The organism is Pseudoxanthomonas koreensis (genome assembly GCF_010093225.1).
Lineage (GTDB): Bacteria > Pseudomonadota > Gammaproteobacteria > Xanthomonadales > Xanthomonadaceae > Pseudoxanthomonas > Pseudoxanthomonas koreensis.
This window is the reverse complement of record NZ_PDWM01000042.1, coordinates 1-22,387: the sequence shown is the minus strand read 5'-3', so window position 1 is coordinate 22,387 and position 22,387 is coordinate 1. Positions and strand designations below refer to the sequence as shown.

The window sequence follows — 22,387 nt, the reverse complement described above, 5'->3', positions numbered from 1 at the left end:
GGGCCGGCGAGGGGGAATCTTCGCATCTCCACCCGGCGGCGGCCATCGCGCGGGTGCGGCTGCGCGGCGGCGCACGGCGCGGGGACCGGAGGGGGCGGTCCGGCGCGGGCGGCGTTGGCGCACGGCGAAGCGGTTCTGCCAGAATCGGCCGCTTCCCGGCCATCGAACGATCCGCCGCCGATGAGTGCACCCGCTTCGCCACGCCGCGTCCTGTTCGCCAGCCTCATCGGCACCACGATCGAGTTCTTCGATTTCTACATCTACGCCACCGCCGCGGTGCTGGTGTTCCCGCAGCTGTTCTTCCCGGCCTCCGAGCCGACCGCGGCCACCCTGCAGTCGCTGGCCACCTTCGCCCTGGCGTTCTTCGCCCGGCCGCTGGGTTCGGCCGTGTTCGGCCATTACGGCGACCGGGTCGGGCGCAAGGCGACCCTGGTGGCGGCGCTGCTGACCATGGGCATCTCCACTGTGCTGATCGGACTGCTGCCGACCCACGCGCAGATCGGCGTGGCCGCGCCGGCGCTGCTGGCGCTGTGCCGCTTCGGCCAGGGCCTGGGCCTGGGCGGCGAGTGGGGCGGGGCGGTGCTGCTGGCCACCGAGAATGCGCCGCCGGGCAGGCGTGCCTGGTACGGCATGTTCCCGCAGCTGGGCGCGCCGCTGGGCTTCCTGTGCGCGACGGCGGTGTTCCTGCTGCTGGCGCACGTGCTCGACGATGGCCAGTTCATGGCCTGGGGCTGGCGCATCCCGTTCCTCGCCAGCGCCGCGCTGGTCGCGGTCGGGCTGTGGGTGCGGCTGCGGATCACCGAGACGCCGGCGTTCCGCAAGGCGATCGAACGCGACGAGCGCGAGCGGCTGCCGATGGCGACGGTGCTGTCCAGGCATGCCGGCACCCTGCTGGTCGGCACGCTGTCGCTGATGGCGACCTTCGTGCTGTTCTACCTGATGACGGTGTTCGCGCTGAGCTGGGGCACCTCGCAGCTGGGCTATGGGCGCAGCGAGTTCCTGCTGCTGCAGATGGTCGGCGTGCTGTGCTTCGCGGCGACGATCCCGCTGTCGGCGGTGTACGCGGACCGCCATGGCCGGCGCCGGGCGATGATCGTGGCGACGCTCGGGATCATCGCCTTCGGGCTGCTGTTCGAGCCGCTGTTCGCCGCCGGCCATCCGCTGCAGGTGCTGCTGTTCCTGTGCCTGGGCCTGGGGCTGATGGGCATGACTTACGGGCCGTGCGGCACGATCCTGGCGGAGATGTTCCCCACGCCGGTGCGCTACACCGGCGCCTCGCTGGCGTTCAACCTGGCCGGCATCCTCGGCGCCTCGCCGGCGCCGTACATCGCCACCCGCCTGGCTGGCAGCCACGGCATCGCCGCGGTGGGCTGGTACCTGGGAGGAATGGCGACGCTCACCCTGCTGGCATTGCTGCTGGTGCCGAAGCGGCCGGTGGATTGAGCCACCGTCGCTGGCGCTTGTCTGCAGGAGCCCACTTCAGGGGGCGACCCGGCGTGCCCGGCAGACGCGGCGTTCAACGTGACCGCTCCGGAGAGGTCGCATTGAACGCGGCTGCGCGCTGGCCGCATCGGGTCGCCCCCTGAAGTGGGCTCCTACAGTGGGAGGCCGCGCGGGCGTGGGGGCGGATACGGGAGTGAAACGAAACGGCGCGGCTCACCACAGCGCGTCGCGCAGGCGGTACCAGGCCATTGCCGCCACCAGCAGCGGGGTGCGCAGTGCGCGGCCGCCGGGGAACGGCGCGTGCGGGATCTTCGCGTACAGGTCCAGCCGTTCGGACTGGCCGCGGATGGCCTCGGCGATCAGCCGCCCGGCCAGCCCGGTGCTGGCCACGCCGTGGCCGGAGAAACCCTGGGCGAAGTAGATCTCCGGCGCCAGCCGGCCCCAGTGCGGGGCGCGGTTGAGCGAGATGTCGACGTAGCCGCCCCACAGGTACTCGATCGGCACGTCGTCCAGCTGCGGGAAGACGGCGTGGATGCGCCGGCGCATGACCCCGCGCAGGTTCGGCGGCGGGAAACTGGAATAGCTGGCGCGGCCGCCGAACAGCAGGCGGTGGTCGCGGCCGAGGCGGAAGTAGTCCAGCGCCCAGTTCACGTCGGCCACGGCCATGTCGTTGCGGATCAGGTGGCGCGCGCGCGCGGCGCCCAGAGGCGCGGTGGCGGCGATGTAGGTGCCCACCGGCATCACCCGCGATTCCAGTTCCGGCGCGACCCCGCGCAGCCAGGCGTTGCCGGCGATCACGGCGAAACCGGCGGCGACTTCGCCGTGCGCGGTGCGCATGCGCGGCTTCGCGCCGCGCACCAGTTCGACCACGCGAGAGTGTTCGAAGATGCGCACCCCGGCGGCCAGCGCTGCGCGGGCCAGGCCGAAGGCATATTCCAGCGGATGCAGGTGGCCGCTGGCGGCGTCGTACACCGCGCCCAGGTAGCGGTCGCTTTCCAGTTCGTCGCGCAGGCGGCGGCGGTCCCACCACTGCAGCGGGTAGTCGTAACGTTCCTGCATGTGCTCGATGTATCCGCGCAGCGCGCGCTCCTGGCGCGGCTTGATCGGCACGTGTGCATGGCCGTCGCGCCAGTCGCAGTCGATGGCGTGGCGGGCGATGCGCGCGCGCAGGCGGTCCATGCCTTCGCGCGAGACGTCGAACAGTACCCGCGCCGCGTCGCGGCCGAGCAGGCCTTCCAGGGTGGACTGCTCGCAGCCGTAGCCGACGATGGCCTGGCCGCCGTTGCGGCCGGACGCACCCCAGCCGATCCGCTCGGCTTCGAGCACGACCACCCGGTAGCCGGCTTCGGCCAGTTCCAGCGCCGCGGTCAGGCCGGTGTAGCCGGCGCCGAGGATGCACACGTCCGCGTCCTCCAGCACGCCGCGCAGCACCGGCTGTTCCGGCAGAGGCGTGGCGCTGGCCGCGTACCAGCTGGGTGGGTAGGGCGCGTCGTCAGCCATGGCGCGGCCGCCGCCGGTCAGACCGTGCGCAGGTACCAGGCATAGTCCAGGTCCGGGACCAGCGCCTGGAAATCGGCCATTTCCCTGCGCTTCTGCTGTCCGTAGATGTGGCGGAACGGTTCGCCGTACCAGCGCGCGGCGAAGTCGCTGCCGAGGAAATCGTCGATCGCCTCGCGCCAGTGCGGGGTTTGCACCGGGAACTGCTCGTAGGCGTTGCCGGTGACCGGCGGGCCCGGATCGAGCTGCTGCTCGATCCCGTCGAGGATGCCGGCCAGTACCGCCGCGGCGACCAGGTAGGGATTGGCGTCGGCACCGGCGATGCGGTGCTCGACGCGGGTGTTGGCCGCGTCGCTGTGCGGCACGCGCATGGCCACGGTGCGGTTGTTGAAGCCCCAGCTCTGGTTGAGCGGCACGAACGCGTTGGCGACGAAGCGCCGGTAGCTGTTGGCGTGCGGCGCGAACAGCAGCAGGTTGTCGCGGGCGCTGGCCTGCAGCCCGCCGATCGCGTGGCGCAGGGCGTCGGCCGGTGCATCGGCGGTGGAGGCGAACAGGTTGCGGCCTTCGCGGTCGAGCAGGCTCACGTGCAGGTGCAGGCCGCTGCCAGCCTGGCCCGCCAGCGGCTTGGCCATGAAGCTGGCCTGGTGGCCCTGCTGCAGCGCCACCGCCTTGATCGCGCGCTTGAGCAGCAGCGCGTCGTCGCAGGCGGCCAGCGCGTCGGCGCGGTGCTTGAGGTTGATCTCGAACTGGCCGGGTGCGTATTCGGCCACCGCGGTGTCGGCGGGGATGCGCTGGGCCTGGCAGGCGCGCGCGACCGCGTCGATGAAGCCGGCGTTCTCGTCGAGGTCGTCGATCGAATAGACCTGGGTGCTGGCGTTGCGGCGGCCGTCGCTGGCGTTGAGCGTGGGCTGCGGGCGGCCGTCGGCATCGGCCAGGCGGTCGAACAGGTAGAACTCCAGCTCCACCGCGACCACCGGGGTGAGGCCGAGAGCGCGGTAGCGTTCCAGCACCCGCTCCAGCCCCGCCGCGGGTGCGCCTCGAACCAGCCGCCGGCACCGTCCTCCATCGCCAGCAGCAGCTGCAGCGCAGGCCGCGGCGACCACGGCACCGGGCGCAGGCTGCCGGGGATGGGCCGGCAGATCCGGTCCTCGTCGCCGATGTCGTAGCCCAGCCCGGTCTCCTCGACGGTGTTGCCGGTGATGTCGGCGGCGACCAGCGACATCGGCAGGCACACGCCGCCGGCGTAGACCTTCTCCAGCGTCCCGGCGGTGATGCGCTTGCCGCGCAGCACGCCGTTGCAGTCCGGCAGCAGCAGGTCGATGTGCGCGTCCTCGTGGCCGGGCAGGGCGAGCAGGGTCTGCAGGTCGTCCGGCGGCAGCGGGGAAGGGGTGGATGCGCGGTTCATCGGGGGCCTCGGCGGGTCCGGTGGAGAGTAGCAGGCGGCAGCGCCGTCAAGAATACTCAACGCGATCCGTGCCGTGCGGCATCCTTTCGGCCCTGCAGGCGTACGGAGCGGCCACTCGTGTTGTAAAAATAAAACGGCCGGGGTAAGTTGCCCGAACGCCACCGGACCCCTCCGCGCATGGCCCTGCCGCCCCTGGTCGGCCTGCCCACCGACCGCAAACAGATCGGCCAGCATCCGTTCCTCGCGGTTGGCGAGAAGTACGTGCGCGCGGTGGTCGACGGCGCCGGCGCCACCCCGGTGCTGCTGCCGGCGCTGCAGCCGCCGCTGGCGGCGGACGAGTGGCTCGATCGCCTCGACGGCCTGCTGCTCACCGGCGCGGTCAGCAACATCGAACCGCACCACTACGGCGACGAGCCGAGCTGGGAAGGCAACCTGCACGACCCGGCGCGCGACGCCACCACCCTGGGCCTGGTCCCGCGCGCGGTGGCCATGGGCCTGCCGCTGCTGGCGATCTGCCGCGGCTTCCAGGAAGTGAACGTCGCCTTCGGCGGCACCCTGCACCAGAAGCTGCACGAGGCCGCCGGCTTCGCCGATCACCGCGAGGACACCGACGACCCGCTCGAGGTGCAGTACGGCCCCGCGCACGACATCCGCCTGGCCGAAGGCGGCCTGCTGGCCGTGATCGCCGGCGGCACCCATGCGCGGGGGAACTCGCTGCACGGCCAGGGCGTGGCCCGGCTTGGCGATGGGCTGGGGGTGGAGGCGATCGCGCCGGACGGGGCGATCGAGGCATTCCGCCGCGACGGCGGCGGCTTCCTGCTCGGGGTGCAATGGCATCCGGAGTGGCAGGTCACCGGCAATCCCTTCTACCTGGGCATCCTGCGCGCCTTCGGCGATGCCTGCCGCGTCCATGCGGCGCGGCGCGCGCGCCAGGCCGCCGCCGCGTTCGCCTGAAGCGCCCCATGCACGCACCTTCCACGGACGATCCCGCATGAGCACCCGCCCCAGTCGCCGCAAGCCCGCCAGCAGTGCCCAGCAGGAGAGCTCGCTGCGGCGCTGGCTGAAGGAGCGGCACATCACCGAGGTCGAGTGCCTGGTGCCGGACATCACCGGCAATGCGCGCGGCAAGATCATCCCCGCCGACAAGTTCAGCCACGACTACGGCACCCGCCTGCCCGAGGGCATCTTCGCCACCACCGTCACCGGCGACTATCCGGACGATTACTACGAGCTGACCTCGCCGTCGGACTCGGACATGCTGCTGCGCCCGGACCCGGACACGGTGCGCATGGTGCCGTGGGCCACCGACCCGACCGCGCAGGTCATCCACGACTGCCAGACCAAGGACGGCAAACCGCACGAACTGGCCCCGCGCAACGTGCTGCGGCGGGTGCTGGCCGCCTACGACGAACTGGGCCTGCAGCCTGTGGTCGCGCCGGAGCTGGAATTCTTCCTGGTGCAGAAGAACACCGACCCGGACTTCCCGCTGCTGCCGCCGGCCGGCCGTTCCGGGCGCCCGGAGACGGCGCGGCAGTCGTACTCGATCGACGCGGTCAACGAGTTCGACCCGATCCTGGACCTGATGTACGACTACTGCGAGGCGATGGAGCTGGACGTGGACACGCTGATCCACGAATCCGGCGCTGCCCAGCTGGAGGTCAACTTCACCCACGCCGACGCACTCTCGCGCGCCGACCAGGTGTTCCTGTTCAAGCGCACCATGCGCGAGGCGGCGCTGCGCCACGGCATCTACGCCACCTTCCTGGCCAAGCCGATGGAGAACGAGCCCGGCAGCGCCATGCACATCCACCAGAGCCTGGTGGAGCTGAAGAGCGGCCGCAACGTGTTCGCCGGCAGGAAGGCGGAGGAACTCAGCACCACCTTCCTCCACTACCTGGGCGGCCTGCAGAAGTACGTGCCGATGGCGATGGCGTTCTTCGCCCCGAACGTGAACTCGTACCGCCGCCTGGCGCTGGGCCAGGTGGCGCCGATCAACGTGCACTGGGGCTACGACAACCGCACCTGCGGCCTGCGCATACCGATGGACACCCCGGAGAACACCCGGGTCGAAAGCCGCTTCGCCGGTTCCGACGCCAATCCCTACCTGGCCATGGCCGGGACCCTGGCCTGCGGCCTGCTCGGCATCCGCGAGAAGCTGCAGCCGATGCCGGCGATGGACCACAGCGCGCAGGACGCCGGCTTCGCCCTGCCGCGCTCGCTCAACCAGGCCCTGGACGGACTGGAGGGCTGCGCCGAACTGCAGGCGTTGCTCGGCCCGCGCTTCGTCCGCGCCTACATCTCGGTCAAGCGCAAGGAATACGAAACCTTCTTCCGTGTCATCAGCTCCTGGGAGCGCGAGTTCCTGCTGCTGAACGTGTAGAACCCCGATCACACCCGACGGAACCGCCAGCCCCGATGACGACCGACCTCCGCGAACTGCAGCGCCTCGACGCCGCCCACCACCTGCACCCGTTCAACGACAACGCGGCGCTGGCGAAGAAGGGCACGCGCGTGCTCACCCGTGGCGAGGGCTGCTACGTGTGGGACGCGGAGGGCAACAAGCTGCTCGACGCCTTCGCCGGGCTGTGGTGCGTGAACATCGGCTACGGCCGGCCTGAGTTGGGCGCCGCGGCGGCCAGGCAGATGACCGAGCTGGCGTACTACAACAGCTTCTTCCAGTGCACCACCGAACCGACCATCCGCCTGGCGGCCAAGCTGGCCGAGCTGGCGCCGGGCGACATCAACCACGCCTTCTTCGTCAATTCCGGCTCGGAGGCCAACGACACCATCCTGCGCCTGGTCCGCCACTTCTGGGCAGTGCAGGACCAGCCGCGCAAGAACATCTTCATCGGCCGCCACAACGGTTACCACGGCACCACCGTGGCCGGCGCCAGCCTGGGCGGGATGAAGGGCATGCACGGGCAGGGCGGCCTGCCGATCCCGGACATCCACCACATCGAGCCGCCGTTCTGGTTCGCCGATGGCGGCGACCTGTCCGAAGACGAGTACGGCCTGGTCGCTGCGCGCCGGCTGGAGCAGAAGATCCTCGAGCTGGGCCCGGAACGGGTGGCCGCGTTCATCGGCGAGCCGATCATGGGCGCGATCGGCGTGTACATCCCGCCGAAGACCTACTGGCCGGAGATCGAGCGGATCTGCCGCAAGTACGACGTGCTGCTGGTCGCCGACGAGGTGATCTGCGGCTTCGGCCGCACCGGCGAATGGTTCGGTTCGCAGTACTTCGGCTTCCAGCCGGACATCATGCCGGTGGCCAAGGGCATCACTTCCGGCTACATCCCGCTGGGTGCTGCCATGTTCAACGATCGCGTCGCCGGGGTGCTGAAGGACAGCGGCGGCGAGCTGGCGCACGGGGCGACCTATTCGGGCCACCCGGTGTGCGCGGCGGTGGCGCTGGAGAACCTGCGGATCCTGCAGGAGGAGCGCATCGTCGAGCACGTGCGCGAGGTGGCCGCACCGTACCTGGCACAGCGCTGGGCCGAGCTGGGCGAACACCGGCTGGTGGGCCAGGCGCGGATCGCCGGGCTGATGGGCGCGCTGGAACTGGTCCCGGACAAGGGCCGGCGGGCGTTCTTCCCCGAGCGCGGCAATGTCGGCGGCCTGTGCCGCGACATCGCCCTGCGCCATGGCCTGATCCTGCGCGCCACCTGGGATTCGATGCTGCTGTCGCCGCCGCTGGTGATCACCCCGGCGCAGGTCGACGAGCTGTTCGACAAGGCGTGGAAGGCACTGGACGAGACCGCCGCCGCGCTGGGCAAATGACCGGGCCGGCGTTACGCTGCCCCGACCCCCAAAACGTGACAAGGAGCACCCCATGAAGCTTCGCCTGCTTACCCTGGGTATCGCCGTGACCCTGCTGGCCGCCTGTGGCGGCAAGGACGGCAGGGGCGCGGACGGCAAGACCGCCGCCGGCGAGGAGAAGGTGCTCAACGTCTACAACTACTCGGACTACATCGCCGAGGACACCATCCCCAACTTCGAGCAGCAGTCGGGCATCCGTGTCACCTACGACGTCTACGACAGCGACGAGGTGCTGGAAACCAAGCTGCTGGCCGGCTCCAGCGGCTACGACGTGGTCGTGCCGACCCTGAACTTCTTCGGCCGCCAGATCCAGGCCGGCGTGTTCAAGGAACTGGACAAGTCGAAGATCCCGAACCTGGCCAACCTGGACCCGCAGGTGATGCAGCTGATCGCCGCGCAGGACCCGGGCAACAAGTACGGCGTGCCGTACATGTCCGGTACCACCGGCATCGGTTTCAACGTCGACAAGGTCACCGCCGCGTTCGGCAGCACCGATGTCACCAACAGCTGGAGCCTGGTGTTCGACCCGGCCAAGATCAGCAAGCTCAAGGACTGCGGCGTGACCCTGCTCGACACTCCGTCGGACATGATCCCGATCGCGCTGCACTACCTGGGCGAGGACCCGCACAGCGCCGACCCGGCGGTGATCCAGAAGGCCGCCGACCTGATCAAGGGCATCCGCCCCTACGTGCAGAACTTCCACTCCAGCCAGTACGTCAGCTCGCTGGCCAACGGCACCACCTGCCTGGTGGTGGGCTGGTCGGGCGACATCATCCAGGCCCGCGACCGCGCCGAGGAGGCCGGCAACGGCGTCAACGTCGGCTTCTCGATCCCGGTCGAAGGCGCGCCGCAGTGGTTCGACATGCTGGCGATCCCGGCCGATGCCAAGCACCCGGAGAACGCCTACACCTTCATCAACCACCTGCTCGAACCGCAGGTGGCGGCCAACAACACCGACTACATCCAGTACGCCAACCCGGTGACCGCGGCCACGCCGCTGGTGGACGAGGCGATCCGCACCGACCCGACGATCTACCCGCCGGACGAGGTCAAGGCCAAGCTGTTCACCTACGCGATCAATTCGCCGGAGACCGACAAGCTGTACACGCGGCTGTGGACGGAGATCAAGACCGGCCGCTGAGCGCACCGCAAGGCGCCGGCCGCACCCGCGGCCGGCGCGGACGCAGCCGCAGGCGGCACCGCAACACGCAACAGTCGATGCAGTGGGTGGGAAGTCGAGGGGAAAGACCCGGGGACGCCACCGCAAGGCGGCGTCGTGGACAACCGACAGGCCCTGCGGGGCGATGGGGATCCGACGATGAACATGCGTAGACCGATCTGGATGGTGTGCGGGCTGGCCGCGGCGGTGGCGCTGTCGGCGTGCGGCGGCGGGAAGGAGGCGGCGGCCGGAGGCGACGCGGCGGCTGCGGCCCCCGGCGGCAACGTGCTGAACGTCTACAACTGGTCCGACTACATCGCCGAGGACACCGTCCCCGGTTTCGAGCGCGAGCGCGGCACCGAAGTCAACTACGGCGTGTTCGACAGCAACGAGGTGCTGGAGGCCAAGCTGCTGGCCGGCGGGTCGGGTTTCGACGTGGTCGTGCCCGGGCTGCAGTTCCTCGGGCGGCAGGTCCAGGCCGGGGTGTTCCAGCCGCTGGACAAGACCCGCCTGAAGAACTACGCGGGCCTGGACCCGGAGCTGATGAAGCGCATCGCCGTGCAGGATCCGGGCAACCAGTACTCGGTCCCGTACATGTGGGGCACCACCGGCATCGGCTACAACGTCGACAAGCTCGCCGCGGCCTTCGGCAGCACCGAGATCGCCGGCAGCTGGGACCTGGTGTTCAAGCCCGAGAACCTGGCGAAGATGCAGCATTGCGGGGTGATGTTCCTGGACGCCCCCTCCGAGGTGGTGCCGGTCGTGCTGAACTACCTGGGCGAAGACCCCAACAGCACCGACCCGGCGGTGATCGCCAAGGCCACCGCGCTGCTGAAGACGCTGCGGCCCTACATCCAGACCTTCCACTCCTCGCAGTACATCGAGGCGCTGGCCAACGGCAGTGCCTGCCTGGTGATCGGCTGGTCCGGCGACGTGCTGCAGGCGCGCGACCGCGCCGACGAGTCCGGCAACGGGGTCAAGGTGGCCTACTCGATCCCGAAGGAGGGCACCTCGCTGTTCTTCGACATGCTCGCCATCCCGGCCGATGCGAAGAACGTCGACAACGCCTACGCGTTCATCGACTACCTGCTGCGGCCGGAGGTGGCGGCGGCCAACACCAACTTCATCAGCTTCCCCAACCCGGTGCCGGGCTCGCTGCCGCTGGTGGACGAGGCGATCCGCAACGATCCGACGATCTATCCGCCGCCGGAAACCGCCGCCAAGCTGTTCACCCTGGCGATCCTGCCGCCGGAGCTGGACCGCCTGTTCACCCGGCTCTGGACCGAGCTCAAGACCGGCCGTTAGGCTGCACGGCAACACAGGCGCGGGCTGCCGGCCAGCGGCGCCCGCCCACCCCCAACCTGGAGTGGCCATGGCGGTGAGCAACGAACGCGCGAACGGGACCCCAGCCGATGCGGGTGCCCAGCGTTACCTGCGGATCGAGGGCGTGCGCAAGGAGTTCGACGGCTTCGTCGCCGTCGACGACGTCAGCCTGGATATCCGCAAGGGCGAGATCTTCGCCCTGCTGGGCGGCTCGGGCAGCGGCAAGTCGACGCTGCTGCGCTGCCTGGCCGGGTTCGAGCGGCCGACCAAGGGGAAAATCGTCCTCGACGGCGAGGTCATGAACGAGCTGCCGCCGTACGAGCGGCCGATCAACATGATGTTCCAGTCCTACGCGCTGTTCCCGCACATGACCGTGGAGCAGAACATCGCCTTCGGGCTGAAGCAGGACGGGCTGGCCAAGGACGCGATCAGGAAGCGCGTGGGCGAGATGCTGGAGATGGTGCAGCTGGGCAAGCTGGCCAAGCGCAAGCCGCACCAGCTTTCCGGCGGGCAGCAGCAGCGCGTGGCGCTGGCGCGCTCGCTGGCCAAGGGGCCCAAGCTGCTGCTGCTGGACGAGCCGATGGGCGCGCTGGACAAGAAGCTGCGCTCGCGCATGCAGCTGGAGCTGGTCAACATCATCGAAACCTCCGGGGTGACCTGCGTGATGGTCACCCACGACCAGGAGGAGGCGATGACCATGGCCACCCGGATCGCGCTGATGGACCAGGGCTGGATCCAGCAGGTCGGCACCCCCGACGAGATCTACGAGCAGCCGGCCAACCGCTTCGCCGCCGAGTTCATCGGCTCGGTCAACCTGGTCGACGCGACCATCGACGAGGACGAGCCGGACTACGTGACCCTGAAGACGGCGGCGTTCGCCGCGCCGATCCGCATCGGCCACGGCATCACCGGCTTCACCGGCCAGGCGGTGTCGTTCGCGGTGCGCCCGGAGAAGCTGGGGATCGGCAAGGCCGAGCCGGCGCAGGACCACAACAAGGCGCAGGGCACGATCGAGGACATCGCCTACTTCGGCAGTCACTCGGTTTATCACGTGCGCCTGCCCGGCGGGATCAAGCTGCTGGTCAACTTCGCCAACGACAAGCGCTGGGCCAGCGAGGGCATGACCTGGGGCGACCAGGTGTGGCTGTGGTGGGACGACAACGACGGCGTGGTGCTGACCTCATGAACGCCGCCGCGCTGAAGCGCTTCGTCCCGGGCGGCCGCTGGGCGGTGATCGCGGTCCCGTTCCTGTGGCTGGGGGTGTTCTTCGCGATCCCGTTCCTGATCGTGCTGAAGATCTCGTTCTCGCGGCTGGCGATCGCGATGCCGCCGTACACGCCGGTGCTGGAGTACGTCGACAAGGCGCTGACCCTGCGCCTGAACCTGGGCAACTACGTGGCCCTGTTCACCGATGCGCAGTACGTGCTGGCCTACCTGAGCTCGATCAGGATCGCCGCGGTCTCGACCCTGCTGTGCCTGCTGATCGGCTACCCGATGGCCTACTTCATCGCGCGGATGAAGCCGTCCAGCCGCAACATCGCGCTGATGGCGGTGGTGCTGCCGTCGTGGATCTCGTTCCTGCTGCGGGTGTACGCCTGGGTCGGGATCCTCGACGCCAACGGCCTGCTCAACCGCTTCCTGCTCTGGACCGGGCTCGTCGACGCGCCGCTGCGCATCCTCTACACGCCGCTGGCGGCCTACATCGGCATCGTCTACTGCTACCTGCCGTTCATGATCCTCCCGCTGTACGCCAACCTGGTGAAGCTCGACCTGCGCCTGCTGGAGGCGGCCTACGACCTCGGCGCCCGGCCGTGGCAGGCGTTCCTGCGCATCACCCTGCCGCTGTCGCGCTCGGGAATAGTGGCCGGCTGCATGCTGGTGATGATCCCGGCGGTGGGCGAGTTCGTGATCCCGGAGATGCTCGGCGGCCCGGACACGCTGATGATCGGGCGGGTGCTGTGGGGCGAGTTCTTCAACAACCGCGACTGGCCGGCGGCCTCGGCGGTGGCGATCGTGATGCTGCTCCTGCTGCTGGTGCCGATCCTGGTGTTCAACCGGTTCCAGCAGAAGGAAATGGAGGGCCGGCTGACATGAACCCGAGCCTGGGGCAGAAACTGCTGCGCTGGTCGGTGCTGGTGCTGGGCTTCGCCTTCCTGTACCTGCCGATCCTGCTGCTGGTGGTGTATTCGTTCAATTCCTCGCGCCTGGCCACGGTCTGGGCCGGGTTCTCGGTGAAGTGGTACGGCGAGCTGCTGCGCGACCGGCAGATCCTGGACGCGGCCTGGGTCAGCCTGCGCATTGCATTCTGGACGGCGAGCGCGGCCACGGTCGTCGGCACCCTGGGCGCGATGGTGATGACCCGCTTCCACCGCTTCCCGGGCAAGACCGTGTTCGGCGCGCTGATCACCGCGCCGCTGGTGATGCCCGAAGTGATCATCGGCCTGTCGATCCTGCTGATGCTGGTTTCGGTGGGCGCATCGATGGGCATCCCGTCCAAGGGCATGGTCGCGATCTGGATCGCGCACGTGACCCTGACCGTGTCCTTCGTCACCGTGGTGGTGTCCTCGCGCCTGCAGGACCTGGACAAGTCGCTGGAAGAGGCGGCGATGGACCTGGGCGCGAACCGGCTCAAGGTGTTCTTCCTGATCACCCTGCCGATCATCGCGCCGGCGCTGGTGTCCGGCTGGCTGCTGGCCTTCACCCTGTCGCTGGACGACGTGGTGATCGCCAGTTTCGTGGCGGGCCCCGATTCGACCACGCTGCCGATCAAGATCTTCTCTTCGGTGCGCTTGGGGGTGAGCCCGAAGATCAACGCACTGGCCACGCTGATGATCATGCTGGTGTCGATCGCCGCGGTGATCGGCTGGTGGCTGATGTTCCGCGAGGACCAGCGGCGCCAGCGCGACATGCAGCTGGCGCTGCAGGAGAACGGCTGAGCCGGCGGAAAGGCGGGCGCATGCGCCCGGATTCAGGTCTTCGTGACGCCGCTGGCGCGATACTCCGGCAATACGCACCTTTCGAACCGCAGGCGTTGAGGCGATGACCGTCGAAACCGTCAATCCCGCGACCGGGCAGGTCGAGTACCGCCACGAGCTGATGGCGCCGTCGCAGGTGGAGGGGGTGCTCGCCGCCGCGCAGGCCGCGTTCCCGGAATGGTCACGGCGCAGCCTGGATTCGCGCGGCGAGGTGCTGCACGCCATCGCCGCGGCCCTGCGCCGGCGCAGTGACGGACTGCAGCGGACGATGACCGCCGAGATGGGCAAGCTGCGCCGCGAGGCGCTGGCCGAGATCGAGAAGTGCGCGGTCGCCTGCGACTATTACGCCGGCCACGCCGCCGCCTACCTGGCCGAGCTGGACATCGCCACCGAGGCCCGGCGCAGCTACGTGCGCTACGAGCCGCTGGGCTGCGTGCTGGCGGTGATGCCGTGGAACTTCCCGTACTGGCAGGTGTTCCGCTTCCTGGCGCCGGCGTTGATGGCCGGCAATGTCGCGGTGCTCAAGCACGCCAGCAACGTGCCGCGCTGCGCCGACGCGATCGCCGGCGTGCTGGAGGAGGCCGGGCTGCCGGCAGGGGTATTCGGCGTGCTGCACATCGACAATGCGCAGGCCGCCGAAGTGATCCGCGACCGGCGCGTGGTGGCGGTGACCCTGACCGGCAGCGAGCGGGCCGGCAGTTCGGTCGCCGGCAACGCCGGCGCGCAACTGAAGAAATGCGTGATGGAACTGGGCGGCAGCGACGCCTTCATCGTGCTCGAGGATGCGGACCTGGACAGGGCCGTGGCCGGCGCGGTCGCCTCGCGCTTCGGCAACGCCGGGCAGACCTGCATCGCGGCCAAGCGCTTCATCGTGGTCGACGCGATCGCCGATGAGTTCACCCGGCGCTTCGTCGAGGCGGCAGCGAAGCTGCGCCTGGGCGACCCCGGCGACGAAGCGACCACCCTGGCGCCGATGGCGCGCCGCGACCTGCGCGAGGAACTGCAGCGGCAGGTCGAAGCGAGCATCGCCAGGGGCGCGCGACCGTTGCTCGGCTGCAAGCCGGACGCCTCCCATGCCGGCTACCCGGCATCGATCCTCGACGGGGTGGTGCCGGGCATGCCGGCCTACGCGGAGGAACTGTTCGGCCCGGTCGCCGGGATCCTGCGGGTCGCCGACGAGGCCGAGGCGGTGCGGGTGGCCAACGACACCAGCTTCGGCCTGGGCGGCAGCGTGTGGAGCGCGGACCCGGAGCGCGGCGAGCGCGTGGCGCGGCAGCTGCAGGTGGGCGCGGCCTTCGTCAACGCGGTGGTGAAGAGCGACCCGCGGATGCCGTTCGGCGGGACCAAGCGATCGGGCTTCGGCCGCGAACTGGCCGGGCACGGCATCCACGAGTTCATGAACATCAAGTCGGTGTACGTGGCGTAGCGGGGGAGCAGCCGGGCAAGCGTGGCTCTAGGGCCGCGCCCACGCCGATCAGCACCGGCACTGGAACAACCCGTTGTGCCCGCACGGGTTCCCCGCGCGGCCTGCAGCCTCCATCTTGCCGGCAAGCCAATGGAGCCAGTCCCATGAACGCATCGCCCAGCGACATCCAGCACGCGCGCCTGGTCCGCAAGGTCCGCGGCAGCGCCACCTCCGACGGCGCCGGGGTCAAGCTGACCCGGGTGATCGGCGGCCCCGACCTGCCCGAGCTCGATCCGTTCCTGCTGCTCGACGAGTTCGGCACCGACCAGGCCGAGGACTACATCGCCGGCTTCCCCAGCCATCCGCACCGCGGCTTCGAGACCGTCACCTACATGCTCGACGGGCGCATGCGCCACAAGGACAACCACGGCAACGAGGGCCTGCTAACGCCGGGCAGCGTGCAGTGGATGACCGCTGGCCGCGGCCTGGTCCATTCGGAGATGCCCGAGCAGGAGTCCGGGCGCATGCGCGGCTTCCAGCTGTGGGTGAACCTGCCCGCGCGCGAGAAGATGACCGACCCGCGCTACCAGGAATTCGCCCCCGCGAGCATTCCGGTGGCGCACCCGGCGCCGGGCGTGGAGGTGAAGGTGATCGCCGGCCGCGTCGGCGACACCACCGGTCCGATCGCGCAGCCGGCCACCGATCCGCTGTATCTGGACATCACGCTGGAGCCGCGCACGGCCTGGGAATACGCGCTGCCGGAAGGCCACAACGCGTTCGCCTATGTGTTCGAAGGCGCGCTGGTAGTGGGCGAGGGCGAGGACGCGCGCCCGCTCGAGGCCCGCGAGATGGGCGTGCTCGGTGGCGGCGGATTGCTGCCGCTGCGCGCCGGCGATACCGGTGCGCGGCTGATCCTGGTCGCGGGCCGGCCGCTGCGCGAGCCGATCGCGCGCCACGGCCCGTTCGTGATGAACACCCGCCAGGAACTGATGCAGGCCTTCGTCGACTTCCAGGAAGGCCGCTTCTGACGGACCGGTCCGGCGGCCCGCGGTGCGCCGGCCGCAGCCGGCGCCGTCGTCGCGCTCAGTGCAGCGGGAGATTCTGCGCCAGTACCAGCAATTGCCGCAGCTCGACGTCGCTGCCAGCGTCGACCCACACCTGTGCGTAGCGGTCGTCATCCAGTTCGATGAACGCGATCCGCTTGGCCTGGCCACCCTGGATCACATCCGGCATGTACCAGTAGACCTCGTGGCTGCCTATCCGGCCTTCCTCCAGCCGGTTGCGGCGCGGCGGCTTCGGCACCGAGTCCGCGGTGAACATCACGCTGAGCACCGGGCGCTCGCCATCCAGCGCCCGGCACAGGGTGAAGCTGGTGCCGTTCTTCTGTTCCCAGTGCAGGTCCGATCCGCTGGGCAGCGCCGGACACGCGGCGTCCTGCGCGGTGGCATCGAATGCGAAGGCGAGGGCCAGCAGGCCCAGGCAATGGATTTTTTTCATCACGCTTCCCCCTGCGCCTGCCTGGCAGGCGCGTTGCCGGTCTTGCGTGCGGGCGGGCCTGCGGTGCATGCCTGCGCCGGCGCCGGACGCGCCCGCACGATGCTTCCCCGCTCACCGCGCCACGTGGACGGAATGGCGCGTGGGGCGGTTCCGCTTTCCCGAACTTACCCAGCAGCGCCGCGCGATGCAAACCCCGGGGTCAGAAACTGCGTTGGAAGTCGAATTCCTGGCGACGGCCATCTGCCACCACGGTGACGTGCACGCGCATGGTGTCGCGCGTGCCGATCCGGACCAGTCCGACATGGTCGACGTAGTCGCCGGTGGCGATCCGGCGCATGGCCACCGCCTGGCGGCGGCCGGCCAGGTCCACGGCTTCGGCACTGACCTCGCCGTCGGCGGTGGTTTCGTCGCCATCGCCGCCGTCGCGGCGCAGGGCCACGACCAGCAGGGCGGTATCGGCCGCGCGCCCCACCCCGTACTCGCGCGCAACCGCCTCGCCCAGCGCGAGCGTGGGCAGCAGGTTGTAGCGCGCGCGCAGGCCGTCCAGTTCGGTGTGGCTCTGCGGCGGCGGGATGAACTGCGCCGGCTCCGGCGCGGGGTTGCCACAGGCGGACAGCGCGAGCGCGAATGCCAGCGCGCCGGTGGCCGCGGTGCCGCGGCGGGGCGCGTTCATGCGCCGCCCGCCGAGGCCAGCGCCGCGCCGCGTCCGCGCGCGGCGTGCCCCGCGGCGGCGACCAGCGCCTCGAAGCCGCCGGCCTGGAAGGTTTCGATCGCGGCCTGGGGGGTGCCGCCGGGCGAGGTCGCCCGCCGGCGCAGTGCGGCCGGGTCTTCGCCGGCCTCGGCCAGCATCCGCCCCGCGCCGAGCAGGGTCTGCACCACCAGGGGGCGGGCGTCGGCCGCCGGCAGGCCTGCGGCGACCGCGGCCGCCTCCATCGCCTCGGCCAGCAGGAAGACATAGGCCGGGCCGCTGCCGGATACGGCGGTCACCGCGTCGATCAGCGTTTCTTCCGCGACCCAGACCGTGGCACCGGCGTTGGACAGCAGGTCCTCGGCCCGCTGCCGCCCGGCCGCGTCGACCCCGGGGCCGGCAAACAGCCCGGTCACGCCGGCGCCGAGCAGGGCCGGGGTATTGGGCATGCAGCGCACCACCGGCAGGTCGCCGCCGAGCCATTCCTGCAGCCGCGCCACCGGGATCCCGGCGGCGATCGAGACCACCAGCGGGCCCTGCGCCCGCGCCGCCGGCAGCAGCGGTGCGCAGGCCGCCTGAATCCCCTGCGGCTTGACCGCCAGCAGCCACAGGCCGGCGCCTGCCACCGCCTCCTCGCCGCGTTCGAAGGCCTGTACGCCGAAGTCGGCGGCCAGCGCCTCGCGCAGCGCGGCCACCGGCTCGGCGACGCAGATGCGCGAGGTGTCGGCGCCGCGCCGGGCCAGGCCGCCTATCAGGCTGCGGGCCATGTTGCCGCCGCCGATGAAGGCCAGGGTGTCGTGCGCGGGGTTGGATCCGGTCATCGGTGGGTCATCCGGTAGGCAGGGGGAGGGAGGGTGCGCGGCGCCGGCTCATTTCGCCGGCCGCGGCCCGAACAGCGCGGTCCCGATCCGGACCAGGGTCGCGCCCTCGGCGATGGCGATGGCGAAATCGTCGCTCATCCCCATCGACAGCGTATCGATGCCGGCATGGCTGCCGGCCAGTTGTTCGAACAACCCGCGCATGCGCCGGAACGCGGGCCGGCGCAGCTCCGGGTCCTCGTGCGGCACCGGGATCGCCATCAGCCCGCGCAGGGCCAGCATCGGCTGCGCGGCCACCGCCGCGGCCAGCACGGGCAGGTCCTCCGGCCGGCAACCGGACTTGCCTGGCTCGCCCTCGACGTTGACCTGGATGAGCACGTTCAGGCGGCCGCGCGCGGGCGCGCGGTGGCGGGCGAGGGGGGCGACCAGGCTGGGCCGGTCCAGCGACTGCACCCAGTCGAACACCTCCGCCGCCTGCGCCGCCTTGTTCGACTGCAGGTGCCCGATCAGGTGCCATTCCAGCCCCGGCAGGGTCGCGGCCAGCGCCTGGCGCTTGGCCGCGGCCTCCTGCACGTAGTTCTCGCCGAAGGCCCGTTGCCCGGCGCGGGCCAGTGCTTCCACCGCCGCCGCAGGCTGGGTCTTCGACACGGCCAGCAGCGCCGGCTCTGGCCGCCCGGCGGCGGTGGCCGCGTTCTGGATGCGCTGGGTCACGTTTTCGAGGCGGTCGGCGGACATCGCGTCGGGCATTGGCGGCAGCGGCGGGAGCGCTATACTGCCCCGCGGGGATGTATCGTTCCAGCCTGCGCCGATGCGCAGGCTATGCTGGATCACGGGGGAACACGCGCATGGATATCGCCGAACTGCTGGCCTTCTCGGTCAAGAACAAGGCTTCCGACCTGCACCTGTCCGCAGGCCTGCCGCCGATGATCCGCGTCGACGGCGACGTCCGCCGGATCAACATCCCGGCCCTGGACCACAAGCAGGTCCACGCGCTGGTCTACGACATCATGTCGGACAAGCAGCGGCGCGACTACGAGGAATTCCTCGAGGTCGACTTCTCGTTCGAGATCCCGTCGCTGGCCCGCTTCCGCGTCAACGCGTTCAACCAGAACCGTGGCGCCGGCGCGGTGTTCCGCACCATTCCCTCCGACGTGCTGACCCTGGAAGACCTGGGTTGCCCGCCGATCTTCCGCGAGCTGATCGACCAGCCGCAGGGCCTGATCCTGGTCACCGGCCCGACCGGCTCGGGCAAGTCGACCACGCTGGCGGCGATGATCGACCACATCAACAAGAACGAGTACGGGCACATCCTCACCGTCGAGGATCCGATCGAGTTCGTCCACACCTCGCAGAAGTGCCTGATCAACCAGCGCGAGGTGCACCGCGACACCCACGGCTTCAACGAGGCCCTGCGCTCGGCGCTGCGCGAGGACCCGGACTACATCCTGGTCGGCGAAATGCGCGACCTGGAGACCATCCGCCTGGCGCTGACCGCCGCGGAAACCGGCCACCTGGTGTTCGGCACCCTGCACACCTCGTCGGCGGCCAAGACCATCGACCGCATCATCGACGTGTTCCCCGCCGGCGAGAAGCCGATGGTCCGCTCGATGCTGTCCGAGTCGCTGCGCGCGGTGATCTCGCAGGCGCTGCTGAAGAAGGTCGGCGGCGGCCGCACCGCGGCCTGGGAAATCATGGTCGGCACCCCGGCCATCCGCAACCTGATCCGCGAGGACAAGGTCGCGCAGATGTACTCGTCGATCCAGACCGGCCAGCAGTACGGCATGATGACCCTGGACCAGCACCTGCAGGACCTGGTCAAGCGCGGCCTGGTCACCCGCCACCAGGCGAAGGAATACGCGAAGGACAAGCGCCTGTTCGAGTGACGGCGGACCCGGCGCCCGCGGGGGCGGACGCCGGTCCGGGCAAGGCCAAACAAGCATCGGGAGCACGGCATGAGCACCATCGACTTCACCTCGTTCCTCAAGCTGATGGCGCACCAGAAGGCGTCGGACCTGTTCATCACCGCTGGCATGCCGCCGTCGATGAAGGTGCACGGCAAGATCAGCCCGATCACGCAGACGCCATTGACGCCGCAGCAGAGCCGCGACCTGGTGCTGAACGTGATGACGCCGGCGCAGCGCGAGGAGTTCGAGAAGACCCACGAGTGCAACTTCGCGATCGGCGTGGCCGGCGTGGGCCGCTTCCGCGTGTCGTGCTTCTACCAGCGCAACCAGGTGGGCATGGTCCTGCGCCGGATCGAGACCAAGATCCCCACGGTCGAAGAGCTGAACCTGCCGCCGGTGATCAAGACCCTGGCGATGACCAAGCGCGGCATCATCATCTTCGTCGGCGCCACCGGCACCGGCAAGTCGACCTCGCTGGCGGCGATGATCGGCTACCGCAACCAGAACTCGACCGGCCACATCATCACCATCGAGGACCCGATCGAGTTCGTGCACAAGCACGAGGGCTGCATCATCACCCAGCGCGAGGTCGGCATCGATACCGACACCTGGGAGAACGCGCTGAAGAACACCCTGCGCCAGGCCCCGGACGTGATCATGATCGGCGAGGTGCGTACCCGCGAGGGCATGGACCACGCCATCGCCTTCGCCGAGACCGGCCACCTGGTGCTGTGCACCCTGCACGCCAACAACGCCAACCAGGCGATGGACCGCATCATCAACTTCTTCCCCGAGGACCGGCGCAGCCAGCTGCTGATGGACCTGTCGCTGAACCTCAAGGGCGTGGTCGCCCAGCAGCTGATCCCGACCCCGGACGGCAAGGGCCGCCGGGTGGCGATGGAGATCATGCTCGGCACGCCGCTGGTCCAGGACTACATCCGCGACGGCGAGATCCACAAGCTCAAGGAAGTGATGAAGGAGTCCACCAACCTGGGCATGAAGACCTTCGACCAGAGCCTGTTCGAGCTGTACCAGGCCGGCGAGATCTCCTACGAGGACGCACTGCGCTACGCCGACTCGCAGAACGAGGTGCGCCTGCGCATCAAGCTCTCCCAGGGCGGCGACGCGCGCACCCTGGCCCAGGGGCTGGACGGGGTCGAGATCGCCGAGGTGCGCTGAGCCCTGCGCCGCGTTCCGCTTTTCGTAGGAGCCCGCATGAGGGCGACCCGACGCCGTGTCCGGAGCCGGCGTACAGCGTGGCTCCGGAAACTATGCGTTGAACGCCGCACGCCCCAGCCACGGGGTCGCCCCCTGAAGTGGGCTCCTACAGAGAACCGCCCCCGCTGCGCACGGGTGACCGCCTCGCGCGAGGCGGCGCGGCGCTAGAATGACCGCATGTCCGCGCCGCACGACAACCTGGCCAACCAGCTGCTGATCGCGCTGCCGGCGCTGTCCGACCCCAATTTCTCCCGCACCGTGGCCCTGATCTGCCAGCACGACGAGCAGGGCGCCATGGGCGTGGTGGTCAACCGCGCTTCCGAGTACACCCTGGGCCAGGTGCTGTCGCAGATGGGCATCGGCAGCGACGACGAAGCGCTGTGCGCGCGCACGGTGCTGCATGGCGGACCGGTGCACCAGGAGCGCGGCTTCGTCCTGCACGATGGCGCACGCGAGTGGAATTCGAGCCTGCTGGTGGCAGAGGGCCTGTACCTGACCACCTCGCGCGACATCCTCGAGGCGATGGCGGCCGGCGAAGGTCCGGAGCACGCCATCGTCGCCCTGGGCTGCGCCGGCTGGGGCGCCGGACAGCTGGAGTTCGAGCTGGGCGAGAACACCTGGCTCACCGCACCGATGGACGCGCAGGTACTGTTCGAACTGCCGCTGGAGCGGCGCTGGCAGACCGCGGCCGGGAGCATCGGCGTGGACGACCTGTTCCGCCTGGCCGATTACAGCGGGCATGCCTGAAGCCGGCGCACCGATCGATCCGATGCGACCGCCGGCCGACGCGATCGTGCTGGGCTTCGACGTCGGCGCGCGGCGCATAGGGGTGGCCGTGGGCAGCGCCTTGGGCGGCGCACGCGCGGTGGCGGTGGTGGACGTGCACGAGGCCGGCCCGGACTGGAAGGCGGTCGAACGCCTGTACGGCGAGTGGCGCCCGCGCGGCCTGGTGGTCGGCGACCCGATGACCCTGGACGGCGGCGACCAGCCGATCCGCAAGCGTGCGCGCGCCTTCGCCCTGGAGCTGAAGGCACGCTTCGGCGTGCCGGTGGCGATGGTCGACGAGCGCTCCAGTTCGATCGAGGCCGCGCAGCGATTCGCCCGCGACCGCGCCGCCGGCAACCGCCGCCGCCGCGATCCCGCCGCGCTCGATGCGGTCGCCGCCGCGGTGATCCTCGAACGCTGGCTCGAATCCCCCGCCGACGCCACCCCTTTGTAGAGCGGGGCTCGCCCCACCGC

20 protein-coding genes and 1 pseudogene are annotated in these 22,387 nt (G+C 70.1%); 15 read left to right on the top strand and 6 right to left on the bottom strand.

Annotated elements, in window-relative coordinates:
• Positions 1-180 precede the first annotated feature (180 nt).
• A complete protein-coding gene (locus CSC64_RS11900) occupies positions 181-1,443 on the top strand; it encodes an MFS transporter (RefSeq protein WP_162435545.1) in 1,263 nt (420 codons plus the stop codon).
• A 213-nt stretch (positions 1,444-1,656) separates the two neighbouring features.
• Here CSC64_RS11900 and CSC64_RS11895 read toward each other — a convergent pair whose 3' ends face one another.
• The gene (locus tag CSC64_RS11895) at positions 1,657-2,943 is read right to left on the bottom strand and encodes an NAD(P)/FAD-dependent oxidoreductase (protein WP_162435544.1); all 1,287 of its coding nucleotides are present in this window, start codon (positions 2,941-2,943) and stop codon (positions 1,657-1,659) included.
• Between the two features lie 17 nt (positions 2,944-2,960).
• Positions 2,961-4,345, bottom strand: a pseudogene (locus CSC64_RS11890) (glutamine synthetase family protein).
• A 177-nt stretch (positions 4,346-4,522) separates the two neighbouring features.
• Here CSC64_RS11890 and CSC64_RS11885 point away from each other — a divergent pair.
• The 10 genes from CSC64_RS11885 (at position 4,523) to CSC64_RS11840 (ending at position 16,051) form a co-directional block, all read left to right on the top strand.
• A complete protein-coding gene (locus CSC64_RS11885) occupies positions 4,523-5,299 on the top strand; it encodes a gamma-glutamyl-gamma-aminobutyrate hydrolase family protein (RefSeq protein ID WP_162435543.1) in 777 nt (258 codons plus the stop codon).
• A 37-nt stretch (positions 5,300-5,336) separates the two neighbouring features.
• Positions 5,337-6,725: a glutamine synthetase family protein gene (locus CSC64_RS11880; protein WP_162435542.1), complete on the top strand. Its 1,389-nt coding sequence runs from the start codon at positions 5,337-5,339 to the stop codon at positions 6,723-6,725.
• A 35-nt stretch (positions 6,726-6,760) separates the two neighbouring features.
• The gene (locus tag CSC64_RS11875) at positions 6,761-8,122 is read left to right on the top strand and encodes an aspartate aminotransferase family protein (protein ID WP_162435541.1); all 1,362 of its coding nucleotides are present in this window, start codon (positions 6,761-6,763) and stop codon (positions 8,120-8,122) included.
• 52 nt (positions 8,123-8,174) lie between these two features.
• Entirely contained in the window at positions 8,175-9,302 is a 1,128-nt protein-coding gene (locus tag CSC64_RS11870; RefSeq protein WP_162435540.1) for a polyamine ABC transporter substrate-binding protein, read from the top strand.
• Positions 9,303-9,503: 201 nt separating this feature from the next.
• Entirely contained in the window at positions 9,504-10,625 is a 1,122-nt protein-coding gene (locus CSC64_RS11865) for a polyamine ABC transporter substrate-binding protein (protein ID WP_425501721.1), read from the top strand.
• Between the two features lie 67 nt (positions 10,626-10,692).
• A complete protein-coding gene (locus CSC64_RS11860; protein WP_162435538.1) occupies positions 10,693-11,829 on the top strand; it encodes an ABC transporter ATP-binding protein in 1,137 nt (378 codons plus the stop codon).
• On the top strand, positions 11,826-12,737 hold the full coding sequence (locus CSC64_RS11855; RefSeq protein WP_162435537.1) for an ABC transporter permease subunit: 912 nt from the start codon (positions 11,826-11,828) through the stop codon (positions 12,735-12,737). Before CSC64_RS11860 ends, CSC64_RS11855 begins: the two co-directional genes overlap by 4 nt.
• Positions 12,734-13,579 carry an ABC transporter permease subunit gene (locus CSC64_RS11850; protein ID WP_162435536.1) on the top strand — a complete coding sequence of 282 codons (846 nt, stop codon included), beginning with the start codon at positions 12,734-12,736 and terminating at the stop codon, positions 13,577-13,579. Before CSC64_RS11855 ends, CSC64_RS11850 begins: the two co-directional genes overlap by 4 nt.
• A gap of 103 nt (positions 13,580-13,682) precedes the next feature.
• Positions 13,683-15,044 carry an NAD-dependent succinate-semialdehyde dehydrogenase gene (locus tag CSC64_RS11845; protein WP_162435535.1) on the top strand — a complete coding sequence of 454 codons (1,362 nt, stop codon included), beginning with the start codon at positions 13,683-13,685 and terminating at the stop codon, positions 15,042-15,044.
• 143 nt (positions 15,045-15,187) lie between these two features.
• Entirely contained in the window at positions 15,188-16,051 is an 864-nt protein-coding gene (locus CSC64_RS11840) for a pirin family protein (protein WP_162435534.1), read from the top strand.
• A gap of 55 nt (positions 16,052-16,106) precedes the next feature.
• Here the strand turns inward: CSC64_RS11840 and CSC64_RS11835 are convergent, their stop codons facing one another.
• The 4 genes from CSC64_RS11835 to CSC64_RS11820 all read right to left on the bottom strand — a co-directional run bounded on the left by CSC64_RS11835 (position 16,107) and on the right by CSC64_RS11820 (position 18,761).
• A complete protein-coding gene (locus tag CSC64_RS11835) occupies positions 16,107-16,520 on the bottom strand; it encodes a hypothetical protein (RefSeq protein WP_162435533.1) in 414 nt (137 codons plus the stop codon).
• 199 nt (positions 16,521-16,719) lie between these two features.
• Complete coding sequence (locus CSC64_RS11830; protein ID WP_162435532.1) at positions 16,720-17,193, bottom strand: DUF4426 domain-containing protein; 474 nt, start codon at positions 17,191-17,193, stop codon at positions 16,720-16,722.
• The gene (proC, locus tag CSC64_RS11825) at positions 17,190-18,029 is read right to left on the bottom strand and encodes a pyrroline-5-carboxylate reductase (protein WP_162435531.1); all 840 of its coding nucleotides are present in this window, start codon (positions 18,027-18,029) and stop codon (positions 17,190-17,192) included. Before proC ends, CSC64_RS11830 begins: the two co-directional genes overlap by 4 nt.
• 48 nt (positions 18,030-18,077) lie before the next feature.
• Positions 18,078-18,761: a YggS family pyridoxal phosphate-dependent enzyme gene (locus CSC64_RS11820; protein ID WP_162435530.1), complete on the bottom strand. Its 684-nt coding sequence runs from the start codon at positions 18,759-18,761 to the stop codon at positions 18,078-18,080.
• Positions 18,762-18,871: 110 nt separating this feature from the next.
• Here CSC64_RS11820 and CSC64_RS11815 point away from each other — a divergent pair, with 110 nt between their 5' ends.
• From CSC64_RS11815 to ruvX, 4 genes are all read left to right on the top strand, one after another.
• Complete coding sequence (locus tag CSC64_RS11815) at positions 18,872-19,909, top strand: type IV pilus twitching motility protein PilT (protein ID WP_162435529.1); 1,038 nt, start codon at positions 18,872-18,874, stop codon at positions 19,907-19,909.
• A gap of 69 nt (positions 19,910-19,978) precedes the next feature.
• Positions 19,979-21,109, top strand: coding sequence for a PilT/PilU family type 4a pilus ATPase (locus tag CSC64_RS11810; RefSeq protein ID WP_162435528.1), 1,131 nt, complete (start codon positions 19,979-19,981; stop codon positions 21,107-21,109).
• 216 nt (positions 21,110-21,325) lie between these two features.
• Positions 21,326-21,895, top strand: coding sequence for a YqgE/AlgH family protein (locus CSC64_RS11805; protein WP_162435527.1), 570 nt, complete (start codon positions 21,326-21,328; stop codon positions 21,893-21,895).
• On the top strand, positions 21,888-22,367 hold the full coding sequence (gene ruvX / locus CSC64_RS11800) for a Holliday junction resolvase RuvX (protein WP_162435526.1): 480 nt from the start codon (positions 21,888-21,890) through the stop codon (positions 22,365-22,367). The genes CSC64_RS11805 and ruvX overlap by 8 nt, the downstream gene beginning before the upstream one ends.
• Positions 22,368-22,387 lie beyond the last annotated feature (20 nt).